This is a genomic window from Streptomyces sp. NPDC043896 (genome assembly GCF_056435605.1).
Genome location: NZ_JBWKEE010000023.1, coordinates 1 through 12311 on the forward strand (window position 1 = coordinate 1; position 12311 = coordinate 12311).

Here is a 12311-nt window from a genome sequence, read left to right on the forward strand (position 1 = left end):
GGCGATCACGAAGTGACGCGACCGAAGGGAGCGCCCTTGACAGGCCGGCACGAACCGGAAGGACGATGGGACTGACGGGAAACCCCCAGCACCTCCCTGAGACGGCCCAAGGGGCTACCGCCCCCCGCCCCCCGGCCCACAGACGAGGGGGCGGGTGGGCAACCACCGGCCGGGCCCGGGGGGTCGAGGGGGAGATGGCCGGCCCGCGCCGCAAGGTACGTACGACAAAGCCCCCGCCACCCATGGGGCGGGGGCTGAGCCGGGGTTACTTCTCCGTCACGCCCGCCGCGTCGAACGTGGCCACCTCGTGCATCGCGCGGGCCGCGCTCTGCACCAGGGGGAGCGCCAGGAGGGCGCCCGTGCCTTCGCCGAGGCGGAGGTCCAGGTCGACCAGGGGGCGCAGGCCGAGCTTGTTCAGGGCGGCCACGTGGCCCGGTTCCGCGCTGCGGTGGCCCGCGATGCAGGCCGACAGGGCTTCGGGGGCGATGGCGCGGGCCACCAGGGCGGCCGCGCCGGCGCTGACGCCGTCCAGGATGACCGGGGTGCGCAGGGATGCGCCGCCCAGGAGCAGGCCGACGATCGCCGCGTGCTCCAGGCCGCCGATGGCCGCCAGGACCCCGATCGGGTCGTTCGGGTCGGGCTGGTGGAGCTCCAGGGCGCGGCGTACGACGTCGACCTTCCGGGCGTGCGTCTCGTCGTTGATGCCGGTACCGCGACCGGTGACCTCCGCCGGGTCGACCCCCGTGAAGACGGAGATCAGCGCGGCCGACACCGTGGTGTTCGCGATGCCCATCTCGCCGGTCAGCAGCGCCTTGTTGCCCGCCGCGACGAGATCGCGCGCCGTCTCGATGCCGACCTCGATGGCCGCGACGGCCTCCTCGCGGCTCATCGCGGGGCCGACGGAGAGGTCGTCCGTACCGGGGCGGACCTTGCGCGGGAGCAGGCCCGGGGTGGCGGGGAGGTCGCCCTTCACACCCACGTCGATGACGCAGACCTCGGCGCCGACCTGGTTGGCGAAGGCGTTGCAGACGGCCCCGCCGCCCAGGAAGTTGGCCACCATCTGCGTGGTGACCTCCTGGGGCCACGGGGTGACGCCCTGGGCGTGGACACCGTGGTCACCGGCGAAGATCGCGACGGCGGCCGGCTCCGGGATCGGCGGCGGGCAGACCCGCGACAGGCCGGACAGCTGCGCGGAGATGATCTCCAGCATGCCGAGCGCGCCCGCCGGCTTCGTCATGCGCTTCTGGCGCTCCCAGGCCTCGCCGAGCGCCTTCGCGTCGAGCGGGCGGATGCTGGCGACCGTCTCGGAGAGCAGGTCGTGCGGGGCCTCGCCCGGCAGCGCGCGGCGGCCGTACGTCTCCTCGTGGACGACCCAGGCCAGCGGACGGCGCTGCGACCAGCCCGCCTGCATCAGCTCCGGCTCCTCCGGGAACTCGTCCACGTACCCGACGCACAGGTAGGCGACGACCTCCAGGTGCTCGGGGAGCCCCAGCGCGCGGACCATCTCGCGCTCGTCGAAGAAGCTGACCCAGCCCACGCCGAGGCCTTCGGCGCGCGCGGCGAGCCAGAGGTTCTCGACGGCGAGGGCGGAGGAGTACGGGGCCATCTGCGGCTGGGTGTGCCGGCCGAGGGTGTGGCGGCCGCCGCGGGTGGGGTCGGCGGTGACGACGATGTTCACGGGGGTGTCGAGGATGGCCTCGATCTTCAGTTCCTTGAACTGCTTGGCCCGGCCCTTGGGCAGCGACTTGGCGTACGCCTCGCGCTGCTTCTGGGCGAGCTCGTGCATCGTCCGGCGGGTCTCGGCGGAGCGGATGACGACGAAGTCCCAGGGCTGCGAGTGGCCGACGCTGGGCGCGGTGTGGGCCGCCTCCAGGACGCGCAGCAGCACCTCGTGCGGGATGGGGTCGGTACGGAAGCCCTTGCGGATGTCGCGGCGCTCGCGCATCACGCGCAGGACGGCCTCGCGCTCGGCGTCGGCGTATCCGGGGGCCGGCTCGCCGACGGGCTCCGCCGGGACGGGCTCGGCCTCGGACTCGGACTCGGCTTCGGCCGGAGCGGCTTCGGCGGCGGGCTCGGCGGCGGGCTCGACGCCCTCGGGCGCGGCCTCGGTCTCGGTCTCGGCAGGCGTCTCGGCGGGTGCTTCGGCCTGGACCACCGTTTCCGCGGAGGCCGGCTCGACGCCCCCGGCCGGACCCTGCGGCTCGGCGGCGGGCGCCTCGGCGGCCTGCGCGGGCTCCGCCGGGGCCTCCGGCGCCTCGGGCCCCGCTTCGGCGGCGGGCGCGGTCTCGGAGGCCTCCGGCGCGGGCTCGGCCGGGGTGTCGGCGGCGGGAACTGCGGCCTCGGGCGCCTCAGGGGCCCCAGTGGCCTCGGCGGCGGGCACCGGGGCGACGGCGGCCTCGGGGGCCGTCGGGGCCTCCTCGGCGGCGGCGGGGACGGCCTCCGCTGCGGCCGCGGCGGGGGCGGCGACGGCCGCGGGGTCGACCGGCTCGACCGTCCACGGGGTACCGGCCTGCGGCGGGACCTCGCCGGTCTGCGGCGCGGCGGGACCCAGGTCCAGGTACTCGGGGCCGGGCGCGGCAGCGGCGGCGGGGTCGACCGCGACGGGCTCGGGGGCGGGTACGGGCTCGGGGGCCTGCTCGGCGGCCGGAGCGGCGGCTTCGGGAGCCTGCGCGGCGGCGGCCTGGGCGGCTTCGGCGGCCTGGGCGGCCTGGATGGCGGCGGCCACCTCGGGCGCCAGCACCACGACGGGCTCCGCCGCAAGGGCCTCCGGCGCGACGGCCACGCCATCGACGGCCACGGCGGGCTCCGCCACGGCCGGCTCCGCCACGGCGGCCTCCGGGGCGACGGCCACGGCCTCCGCCACCACCGGCTCCGCCGGCACGGCTGTCTGCTCCCCGGCCGCGACCGGCTCGGCGGCAACGGCCTGCTCCACGGGCGCGACGGGCTCGGCGGCTACGGCCTGCTCCACGGGCGCGACGGGCTCGGTGGCAACGGCCTGTTCGACCGGAGCTGCCTGTTCGACCGGAGCTGCCTGCTCCACACCGGGGGCCTGCTCCACACCGGCGGCGGCCTGGGGCACCCCGGGGACGACCTGCACCCCGGGGACGGCCTGGACACCAGGGACGACCTGCACGCCCGGCACCATCGGCGGCACCTGCGCGGCGGGCGCGGCGGCCGGACCCCGGTCGGCGAGGGAGCGTACGACTCCCCCGGTGGCGTCGGGGACGGGCGGGCCCATGTGCAGCGGCCGGCGCGGCGGCATCACGCCGGCGGCGGGCGGCACCTGTGCGGCGGCCGGCGGGACGACGAGGCCGCCGAGGTCCAGGGAGCCGGAGTCGCGGCCGCCGGTCTCGTGTGCGCCCGCGCTGTACGCGACGGGTTCCGCGAAGGCGCCGGGGCCGGGTCCGGGAACGGCGCCGGGAGCGGGGAAACCACCCTCGGGGAAACCGGCCTCCGGGAAGCCGGGGAGGGGCTGACCCGGAACGGGCTGCCCGGGCACCGGGAAGGCCTCGGGGCCGGGGTAGCCCTGCTCCTGGAAGCCGAGGTGTCCGGGCTCGGGGTAGCCGGGGGCGGCGGGCTGCGGGTACTCGGTGTATCCGGGCTCGGCCGGGAATTCGCCGGGAAAGGCGGGGACCGGGGGGACCACCTGCGGGTCGCTCCAGGAGCCCTGGCCGTGGCCGCTCGGCATCAGCAGGAGTTCCTCGTCCTCGGCCTCGGACGGGTCGTCCACGAGGTCCTGGAAGGCGTAGCCGGCCGGGGCCTGCGGCGGCATCGGGGGCAGGGGCGGCATCGGGGGGACCGGAGCGGGACTGCCCGGCTGATCCACCATGCCCGTGTTGTCCGGGTGACCCTCGCCCGGGACCTGGCCGGTGTCAGTCATGCGTACCCCTCGCCCATCGGTGTTGCCTCTTCGATCGCCCGGTCGCCCTCAGGGCCCGCCGTGCGGACTTTGCCGTGCGGGGTCGTCGCGCGGTGCGACGCCTCGCGTACGCACGCACAACAACTCCTGAGCATTGTCGCGCTCGTAGGCCGCCGTGTCGGCCGGAAACCGGCACGGTCCGCTGTGGACTGCGCCACGTCGCGCGTCCACCAGGGGCGGTACGACGATCGGCCAGCCTACCCCGGGCTCCGCGTCAGCGGTTCACGGGGCGTTCGCCTGCCAGCAGGAACACCACGGAACGCTCCTGTTCCGCCCAGGTCCGGGTGTCGAGGCCGACGGACTGGAGCAACGCGCATTCGACGGCGTACCCGTGCTCGGTGAGGGTGCGTCCCATGGCCTCGGCCTCGTCGCGCGTGGAGGCGTGGCTGACGATCCGTTCGGGGCGCCGTTCGGCGACGGCGGCGACGACGGCGGGCCCGCCGCCGCCGACGCGGACGACGTCGGGTTCGGGCAGGTTCTCCAGGGCGTGGGGGGCGCGGCCCGCGACGACCTGGATCTGGACACCGCGCCTGCGGGCGGCGGCCGTTACGCGTTCGCACGCGCGCGGGTCGGCGTCGACGGCGATGACGGCGGCGCCGAAGGCGGCGGCGTCCACGGCGAGGGCTCCGGAGCCGGCGCCGATGTCCCAGACGAGGTCTCCGGTGCGGGGGCCGAGCCGGGCGAGCTGTGCGGCGCGCAGTTGGGCGGACTCCCCCTCCCCCGGCCGGGGTCCGTCGGCGGCGGGCCGGGGCCGGGCCCAGCCACGTGCGGGGGCGAGGCCGGGGTTCTGGCCGAGGAGCCAGCCGGGGTCCGCGGCGGCGGTGTGTCCGGCTCCGCCGATGACGATGACGACGTTGGGGTCGCGCCAGCTGTGGTCGGCGGCGGCGTCGGAGGTGAGGACGGTGACGCGTTCGCGGTCGGTGCCGAGTTCCTCGCAGATGACGAAGGTGCGGTGGATCCCTTCGAGCAGCAGGGCGAGTTCGACGGGGCCGGCGCCGGGCGAGGTGAGGACGGCGACCTTGGGGTGGGCGCGGCAGACGTTGACGGCGCGGCGCAGGGTGCGGGGGTGGGCGACGACGACCTGGGCGTCGTCCCAGGGCATTCCGGCGCGGGCGAAGGCGGCGGCGACGGCGGAGACGGCGGGGACGACCTCGACTTCGAGGCCGTGTTCGGGTGCGCGCAGGGTGCGTACGACGCCGAAGAAGCCGGGGTCGCCGTCGGCGAGGACGACGGCGGTGCCGCGGTGGCCGGCGATGCGGCGGGCGGCGAGGCCGAGGCTGCCGAGGCGGATGCGTTCCGCGCCGGGCGGGACTTCGGGGAGCGCGAGGTGGTGGGCGGCTCCGGCCACGAGGGTGGCGGCGGAGAGCGCGGAGCGGGCGGCCGCGGTCAGGGGGGAGCCGTCCCAGCCGATCACCGTGACCCGGTCGGCCATCGTCGTCGGTCTCCTGGGGTGGGGGGCGGGGGAGGCGTCTTCGGCCGCGTCCGGGCGGCGTCGTGGGCGTCTTCGGCCTCGTCAGGGGGACACGGTGAGACTACCTGGTCATCGGGTCAGTGCCGGTCGGCGCCGACGGGGCAGCCGTGCGCGTCGGCGCCGAGGCGCAGGAGGCGGTCTTCCCCGTGACCGTCGCCGTGGCTGTTCCCGTAACCGTTCCCGTGGCCGTCGCCGTGGCCTTCCGCCCGGCCGGCGTCGTGGCCGGGGCGTCCGGCGGGGGCGGGGCAGGTGTGGTGGCTCTCGTACGCGTCGTAGGCGTCGTACTCGTCGGCGTCGTCGAGGTCCTCGGGGACCAGGCTCCAGACGATGAGGTCGGTGCGGGTCTCGGTCCAGCCGCCGTCGGCCGTCTGGGTGCGGACTATCGCCACGTTGCGCAGGACGCCTTCGCTGATGCAACCGATCTTCTGCGCCACCTGCTGGGAGGCGGTGTTCCCGGCGGCGGTGCGCAGTTCGAGTCTTTCGAAGGCCTGGTCGCGCAGGAGCCATTGGGCGACGGCAAGGACGGATTCGCTGGCGTATCCCTCGCCGCGGGCCCAGGGGGCGGTGACGTAGCCGACTTCGGTGGTGCGGGTGCGCCAGCTGGTGTTCCGGAGGTGGACGATGCCCACGAGGCGCTGGGTGAGGAACTCGGTGACGGCGAAGACGATGCCGCGGCCCTCGGTGCGTTCGGCGTGGGAGAGGACGGTGGCCCAGGCGTGGGCGTCGGCGTGGGTGTAGGGGTGCGGTACCGAGGTCCAGGCGGTGACGTGCTCGTCGTTCATCATCTCGGCGAGCGCGGTGACGTCGTCCTCCTCGAAGGGGCGCAGCACCAGCCGGTCCGTGCTGATGGTGACGTCCGGGAAGGTGGTAGTCATGCGCAGCTCCATGCCTGGGACCGTGGGGCGGGACCGTTCGTACGGGACCACTGGTGCGGGACCGTTTGTGCGGGTCGTAGGCCACAGCATGCAGCATGGGCCGGGTGATGTGCAGGGCCGGGCTGCCCGGAAGCGGGCAGACCCCGGGCAGACCCGGGGCGGAGCCCGGGCAGGCCGCGGCCCCGCGCGCCCGAAGGGGTGCGCGGGGCCGGGGGTCCGGCGCCTGTCAGGCGGTCCCGGGTCAGGCGGCGGGGGTGCCGAAGGCCGGGATGACCGAGCCCTGGTACTTCTCCTCGATGAACTTCTTGACCTCGTCGGAGTTCAGGAGCTTGGCGAGCTTCTGGATGCGCGGGTCGTTCTGGTTGCCTTCCTTGACCGCCAGGAAGTTGGCGTAGGGGTTGCCGTCGGCCTTCTCCAGGACGAGGGCGTCCTTGGCGGGCGAGAGCTTGGCTTCGAGGGCGTAGTTGCCGTTGATGACGGCGGCGTCGACGTCGTTCAGGGCGCGCGGGACCGTGGCGGCCTCCAGCTCCTTGAACTCCAGGCCCTTCTTGTCGGTGATGTCGGACAGCTTGGCGCTGGTGCCGACGCCGTCCTTGAGGGTGATCAGGTTGTTGGCGGCGAGCAGCTGGAGCGCGCGGCCCTCGTTGGTGGTGTCGTTGGGGACGGCGATGGTCTGGCCGGGCTTGATGTCCGTGAGGGCCTTGACCTTCTTGGAGTAGAGGCCGAGGGGCTCCAGGTGCACGTTCACGACGGGCACGATGTGCGTGCCGTTCTTCTTGTTGAAGTCGTCGAGGTACGGCTTGTGCTGGAAGTAGTTGCCGTCGACCTGGCCCTGCTCGGTGGCGGTGTTGGGCAGGACGTAGTCCGTGAACTCCTTCACCTCCAGCTTGAGGCCGTCCTTGGCCGCGAGCTTGTCCTTGACGAAGTTGAGGATGTCGGCGTGCGGGCTCGGGGAGGCCGCGATGACCAGCGGCTTGCTCTCGTCGACCTTGCCGCCGTCGGTCTTGGCGGCCGTGGACGGGTCCGAGGAGCTGCCGCAGGCGGTGAGGCCGAGGGCGAGCGCGGCGGAGGCGGCGGCGATGGCGGTGAGCTTGGTGTTCTTGCGCACGAAGAGTGCCTTTCTTGCTTTTCGCGGGTGTTCGCGGGGTGGTGGCCCAAGCACGACAAGTGCGGGCTTTCCTTGGTGGGGAAGTCTGGGGGGGGTCTCAGGCTGTCCGGCCGCGGCGCGCGAGGACGCGTACCACGCCGTCGCCGATCAGCTGGATCACCGTGACGAGGGCGATGAGGACGGCGACGGTGGCGAACATGAAGCCGGTCTCGAAGCGCTGGAAGCCGTAGGTGATGGCCTTGGAGCCGAGTCCTTCGCCGCCTACGGCGCCGGCCATGGCGGAGTAGCCGACGAGGGTGATCACGGTGGTGGTGACGGCGGCGACCAGGGAGGGCAGGGCCTGCGGGAGCAGGACCTTGCCGACGAGGGTGGGGATGCCGCCGCCCATGGACTCGACGGCTTCGACGAGGCCGTGGTCCACCTCGCGGACGGCGGTCTCGACGAGGCGGGCGAAGAAGGGGATGGCTCCGATGGCGAGCGGGACGATCATGGCGGTGGGGCCGATGAAGGTGCCGACGACGGCGGTGGTGACCGGGATCAGGAAGATCAGCAGGATGATGAACGGCAGCGAGCGGCCTATGTTCACGATCACGCCGAGGACCTTGTTGAGCGGCTGGTTCTGCAGCAGGCCGCCCTTGTCGGTGAGGACGAGGAGGATGCCGACGGGCAGTCCGCCGAGGACGGTCACCAGGGTGGACCACAGCACCATGTAGAGGGTGTCGTAGGTGCCCTGGGTGAGCAGGGGCTGCATCTCGGACCAGGTCACTTGGCACCATCCTTGACCAGTGCGGCGATCTCGGAGTCGAGGTCGGAGTCGTCGTCGACGATGTCGACCTGGAGGCCCTGCTCGCGCAGGAAACCGACGGGCACGACGTTCTCCTCGTAGCGGCCGGGGAGTTCGATGCGCATGCGGCCGATCTGGCGGCCTGCGACGGTGTCCATGGCGGCGCCGAGGATCGAGATGTCGATGTTGTACGTGCGCGAGAGCTGGGAGATGACCGGCTGGGTGGCGGCCTCGCCGTGGAAGGTGACGTCGACGACGGTGCGGTCGGGGCCGGTGGCGGCGCCGCTGACCGGGAAGAGTTCGCCGGCGAGCTCGGAGCCGGGGGTGGCGAGCAGTTCGGCGACGGTGCCGGATTCGATGATCCGGCCCCGCTTCATGAGTGCGGCGGAGTCGCAGACGGCCTTGACCACGTCCATCTCGTGGGTGATGAGCAGGACGGTGAGGCCGAGCTGGCGGTTGAGGTCGCGCAGCAGCTGGAGGATGGAGCGGGTGGTCTCGGGGTCGAGGGCGCTGGTGGCCTCGTCGGAGAGGAGCACCTTGGGGTCGCCGGCCAGGGCGCGGGCGATGCCGACGCGCTGCTTCTGGCCGCCGGAGAGCTGGGTGGGGTAGGCCTTGGCCTTGTCGGCGAGACCGACGAGGTCGAGGAGTTCCAGGGCCTTGCGGGAGCGCTCGCGGCCGGAGACGCCGAGGATCTCCAGGGGCAGCTCGATGTTGGCCTGGACGGTGCGCGAGGACAGCAGGTTGAAGTGCTGGAAGACCATGCCGATGCGGCTGCGGGCCTCGCGGAGCTCCTTGCCGGCGCGGCGGCCGCGGCCGGCGAGGGCGGTGAGGTCGACGCCGTCGACGGTCACGGTGCCGCTGGTGGGGCGCTCCAGGAGGTTCACGCAGCGGATGAGGGAGGACTTGCCGGCGCCGCTCTGGCCGATGACTCCGTAGACCTCGCCCTCGCGGACGTGCAGGTCGACGCCGTCCAGGGCGGTGACCTCGCGGCCACGGGACTGGTAGACCTTCGTGAGGCCCGATGTGGTGATCACAGGATTTCCGTCGCTGTCGAGTGCACGGGGTGCGGATGCCGTGCACGGGGCAAACATCTGGGGACGCGATACGGGTCTAACCGTCACAAAACGATGGTGTCGACGCGTGCGCGGGGCAGGAGCGGTCCGGACCGGGGATCAGTCGGCGGTGTCGTCCGACTGGCGTGGCGGAGTTGCTCGGCCGGTCTCGCTTCGGGGCGCGAGACTGCGTGAAGGGGCCCTCAGAAGGCGCACATTCGACACATACAACGAGCACCGGGCGTCATGGTCGCCTCGGTCGCAAGGGTGCGGCTGCTCGTCGTGGTCATGTGCCCCAGTAAAGCAGACATGGCGACTCACCGATCAATGGCGTCCGGAATGCGGACGGATTCCGGCCGCATTCCGGACGGCAACGGTCAGCTCCGATCGTCCGTCTCAAGCGTGACACCGGCACCGCTGACCAGTGCCGACACGGCCGAGAGGTCCCTGACGACCACGTCCGCGTCGAGCTCGGCGGCGGGGTGCGTTGTGGCCAAGGCCACGGTCCGCATGCCGGCCGCCCGGCCGGCGGCCAGCCCGGCGGGGGCGTCCTCGAAGACCACGCAGCGGGCCGGGTCCACACCCAGGCGCCGTGCGGCGAGCAGGAACGGCTGCGGGTCGGGCTTGCCGCGGGTGACGTCCTCGGCGGTCACCAGCTCCGGGAAGTCGATGCCCGCCTCGCGCAGCCGGGCCTCGGCCAGCGGGCGGGTGGCGGAGGTGACCACGGCCCAGCGGCCGGCGGGCAGGGCGTTCAGCAGCTCCTTGACGCCGGGCAGCAGGACGACGCCGCCGGGCACGTCCTCGACCTCCAGGGCCTCGATGCGGGCCAGCGCGCCGGCCCGTACGTCTTCGGGCAGCAGTTCGGCGATGATCTCGGCGGCCGGGCGGCCGTGCCGCTCGACCCGGGCGAACTCCTCCTCGGACAGGCCGTACTCCCGGGCCCAGCGGGTCCAGCAGCGGTGCACGGATTCCATCGACGACACGAGCGTGCCGTCGTTGTCGAACAGCAGGGCTTCGGCATGCAGCTTCATGCCTTCCAGGAAAGCCCGGGGCGAGGGGCGGGCGCATCGGGTCTTTGGGCCCGTAATACCCTCGCTGCATGCTCGACGCCCTGACGGTCGCCCTCGGCGCGGCCGCCCTCGCCCTCGCCGCCTGGTGCGGCCACGCCGCGTGGCGGGACCAGCCGACCAAGGACTGGCACTTCATCGGCATGGCCGTGGTGACGGTGCTGGCCCTGGCCCAGCTGGTGATCGGCCTGGTCCAGCTGGGCCGGGGCGAGAAGCCCGAGCAGGGCACGGTGATCTTCGTGGCCTATCTGCTGGGCGCCTTCGCGGCGGTGCCGGCGGCCGGGATGCTCTCGCTGACCGAGCGCACCAAGTGGGGATCGGTGACGGTGGCCGCCGGCGCGGTCGTCCTCGCCGTGCTGGAAGTACGCCTCTACGACATCTGGGGATCCGCAGGTGCCTGACACGACGACCGCCCCGCCCGCCGGGCGCAGGCGACTGGTATCCGGTCCGGGGCTGCTGCTGGTCTGGCTGTACGGGGTCATGGTGGTCGGAGCGGTGTCGCGCTCGGCCTACCAGATCTCCACCGAGTTCGACCGGGCCCCGCTGGCGTACTCGCTGTCGGCGGCCGCGGCCGTGGCCTACGCCTTCATCACGTACTCGCTGGTGCGCGGCGGGGAGAAGGCGCGCAAGGCGGCGCTGGTGTGCTGCGGCGTCGAACTGGCGGGCGTGCTGGCCGTCGGGACCTGGACGCTGGTACGGCCCGAGGCCTTCCCCGACACGACCGTGTGGTCGGAGTTCGGGATGGGCTACCTCTTCATCCCGGTGATCCTGCCGGTCACCGGGATGCTCTGGCTCCGCTCGAAGCGCTGAGCCGTCCGGCCCCGAGGCCCTGACGCCCTGGAACCGGTCCGGGGGCGTCCCGCCGTCGCGCGGAACACCCCCGGCACGGGCCCCCTACGCGCTGACGGCGTAGTCGGAGTCCTTGGCGTCCTTCTCCAGGATCACCAGCCGCACGCCGTCGGAGGCGGTGCGGTTGCCGACCTGGGCGTAGCCGGCCTTGCGGTAGAGGCGCAGGTTGGACTCGCTCTTGTGGCCGGTGTACAGGCGGAAGCGGGTCGTGCCGGCGCTGCCGGCGAGGGCCTCCTCGACCCCGCGCAGCAGCCGGGCGCCGAGGCCGTGGCCCTGGAGCCGGGGATGTACGCACAGTTTGGCGATGCTCGCCGTGCCGTCCTCGCCGACGCTGCCGCGCACCGCGCCCACCACCTCGTCGCCGAGCCGGGCCACCAGGACGGTGTCCGCGGCCAGCTCCGCCTTCAGGGAGTCCAGGGACTGGGTGAGCGGCTGGATGAGGTAGTTGCCGTACAGCTCGGCCTCCCGCTGGAACGCCAGATACTGCAGCTTGAAGATCTGCTCGGCGTCTTCGGCGGCCGCCGCCGAAATGGTCACGCTCATGCCCATGTGCGCATGCCTCCCGCTCACCTGGTGGCTCTCCGGTCTACCGCTCCTTTCCCCACGGGCCAGGAGCCGCAACCTCGACAGCCAGCATTCTGCGCAGACATCCCAGGCAACGGGAACGTACCGGCCCCAAACTTCCTTGTGAGATACCCAACTCTCCTGCGATTTCACGGTAAGTCAGGTCCCTGGGCGACAGAAGTGCGGCGAGCAGCTCCGGGCAGCGTCCGGGCAATCGGGCGACCGCCGATCGGAGGGCCCGGTTCTCCTCGCCGTGCATCAGGACGTCCTCCGGTGCCCCGGCCGCCGCGGTGGGAACCGGCGCCGCGCCGTACGGGACCTCGCGCCGCGCCCGCCGCCGGGCCACCCGGGCCTCGGCGCGCACGGCGCGCCGCAGCCAGCGGGCCCGGCCGGTGGGGTCGGGGGCGCGTGGGCGCTCCAGCAGCCGGACCCAGACGGCTTGTTCCAGGTCGGCGGCCTCCACTCCGGCGGCCGGGGCCTCCGCGGCCGCCTCGGCGGAGAGCAGCGGGCCCAGTTCCTTGAGCAGGTCGGGTTCCTGTATCAGGTCCATGCCGGGCGGGACGCGGGTGCCGGGCCGGGCGGTTTCCCGGCCGGGCCCGGCCCACCCGTTCGGGGCCGGTGG

10 protein-coding genes and 1 pseudogene are annotated in these 12311 nt (G+C 73.5%); 2 read left to right on the forward strand and 9 right to left on the reverse strand.

All coding sequences use genetic code 11. From position 1 onward, the window contains the following. Positions 1–265: 265 nt before the first annotated feature. The 7 genes and pseudogenes from cobT to AC069X_RS28475 all read right to left on the reverse strand — a co-directional run bounded on the left by cobT (position 266) and on the right by AC069X_RS28475 (position 10240). Positions 266–3880: a nicotinate-nucleotide--dimethylbenzimidazole phosphoribosyltransferase gene (cobT, locus tag AC069X_RS28445; protein ID WP_478732832.1), complete on the reverse strand. Its 3615-nt coding sequence runs from the start codon at positions 3878–3880 to the stop codon at positions 266–268. 253 nt (positions 3881–4133) lie between these two features. Then, complete coding sequence (cbiE, locus tag AC069X_RS28450) at positions 4134–5351, reverse strand: precorrin-6y C5,15-methyltransferase (decarboxylating) subunit CbiE (RefSeq protein WP_478732834.1); 1218 nt, start codon at positions 5349–5351, stop codon at positions 4134–4136. A gap of 314 nt (positions 5352–5665) precedes the next feature. Further along, a pseudogene (locus AC069X_RS28455) lies at positions 5666–6277 on the reverse strand (GNAT family N-acetyltransferase); the annotation flags it as partial. 229 nt (positions 6278–6506) lie between these two features. After that, positions 6507–7373, reverse strand: coding sequence for a MetQ/NlpA family ABC transporter substrate-binding protein (locus tag AC069X_RS28460; protein ID WP_478732836.1), 867 nt, complete (start codon positions 7371–7373; stop codon positions 6507–6509). Positions 7374–7470: 97 nt separating this feature from the next. Beyond that, a complete protein-coding gene (locus AC069X_RS28465) occupies positions 7471–8139 on the reverse strand; it encodes a methionine ABC transporter permease (RefSeq protein ID WP_478732838.1) in 669 nt (222 codons plus the stop codon). Continuing rightward, the gene (locus tag AC069X_RS28470; RefSeq protein ID WP_478732840.1) at positions 8136–9191 is read right to left on the reverse strand and encodes a methionine ABC transporter ATP-binding protein; all 1056 of its coding nucleotides are present in this window, start codon (positions 9189–9191) and stop codon (positions 8136–8138) included. The genes AC069X_RS28465 and AC069X_RS28470 overlap by 4 nt, the downstream gene beginning before the upstream one ends. A 395-nt stretch (positions 9192–9586) precedes the next feature. Continuing rightward, on the reverse strand, positions 9587–10240 hold the full coding sequence (locus AC069X_RS28475; protein ID WP_478732842.1) for an HAD-IA family hydrolase: 654 nt from the start codon (positions 10238–10240) through the stop codon (positions 9587–9589). Between the two features lie 68 nt (positions 10241–10308). On the opposite strand from AC069X_RS28475, the gene AC069X_RS28480 reads away from it, so the two are divergent. Together AC069X_RS28480 and AC069X_RS28485 are read left to right on the forward strand one after the other, a co-directional pair. Then, entirely contained in the window at positions 10309–10677 is a 369-nt protein-coding gene (locus AC069X_RS28480; protein WP_478732843.1) for a hypothetical protein, read from the forward strand. Further along, the gene (locus tag AC069X_RS28485) at positions 10670–11086 is read left to right on the forward strand and encodes a hypothetical protein (RefSeq protein ID WP_478732845.1); all 417 of its coding nucleotides are present in this window, start codon (positions 10670–10672) and stop codon (positions 11084–11086) included. Before AC069X_RS28480 ends, AC069X_RS28485 begins: the two co-directional genes overlap by 8 nt. A gap of 84 nt (positions 11087–11170) precedes the next feature. On the opposite strand, the gene AC069X_RS28490 is transcribed toward AC069X_RS28485, so the two are convergent. Both AC069X_RS28490 and AC069X_RS28495 read right to left on the reverse strand, forming a co-directional pair. After that, on the reverse strand, positions 11171–11674 hold the full coding sequence (locus tag AC069X_RS28490; protein ID WP_478732847.1) for a GNAT family N-acetyltransferase: 504 nt from the start codon (positions 11672–11674) through the stop codon (positions 11171–11173). Between the two features lie 37 nt (positions 11675–11711). Continuing rightward, complete coding sequence (locus AC069X_RS28495) at positions 11712–12239, reverse strand: sigma-70 family RNA polymerase sigma factor (RefSeq protein WP_478732849.1); 528 nt, start codon at positions 12237–12239, stop codon at positions 11712–11714. Positions 12240–12311 lie beyond the last annotated feature (72 nt).

What these genes read in the sequence shown, in the direction of transcription:
- cobT (WP_478732832.1), bottom strand. Translation starts at nt 3,880, where the DNA reads ATGACTGACACCGGCCAGGTCCCGGGCGAGGGTCACCCGGACAACACG.
- cbiE (WP_478732834.1), bottom strand. Translation starts at nt 5,351, where the DNA reads ATGGCCGACCGGGTCACGGTGATCGGCTGGGACGGCTCCCCCCTGACC.
- AC069X_RS28475 (WP_478732842.1), bottom strand. Translation starts at nt 10,240, where the DNA reads ATGAAGCTGCATGCCGAAGCCCTGCTGTTCGACAACGACGGCACGCTC.
- AC069X_RS28480 (WP_478732843.1), top strand. Translation starts at nt 10,309, where the DNA reads ATGCTCGACGCCCTGACGGTCGCCCTCGGCGCGGCCGCCCTCGCCCTC.
- AC069X_RS28490 (WP_478732847.1), bottom strand. Translation starts at nt 11,674, where the DNA reads ATGGGCATGAGCGTGACCATTTCGGCGGCGGCCGCCGAAGACGCCGAG.
- AC069X_RS28495 (WP_478732849.1), bottom strand. Translation starts at nt 12,239, where the DNA reads ATGGACCTGATACAGGAACCCGACCTGCTCAAGGAACTGGGCCCGCTG.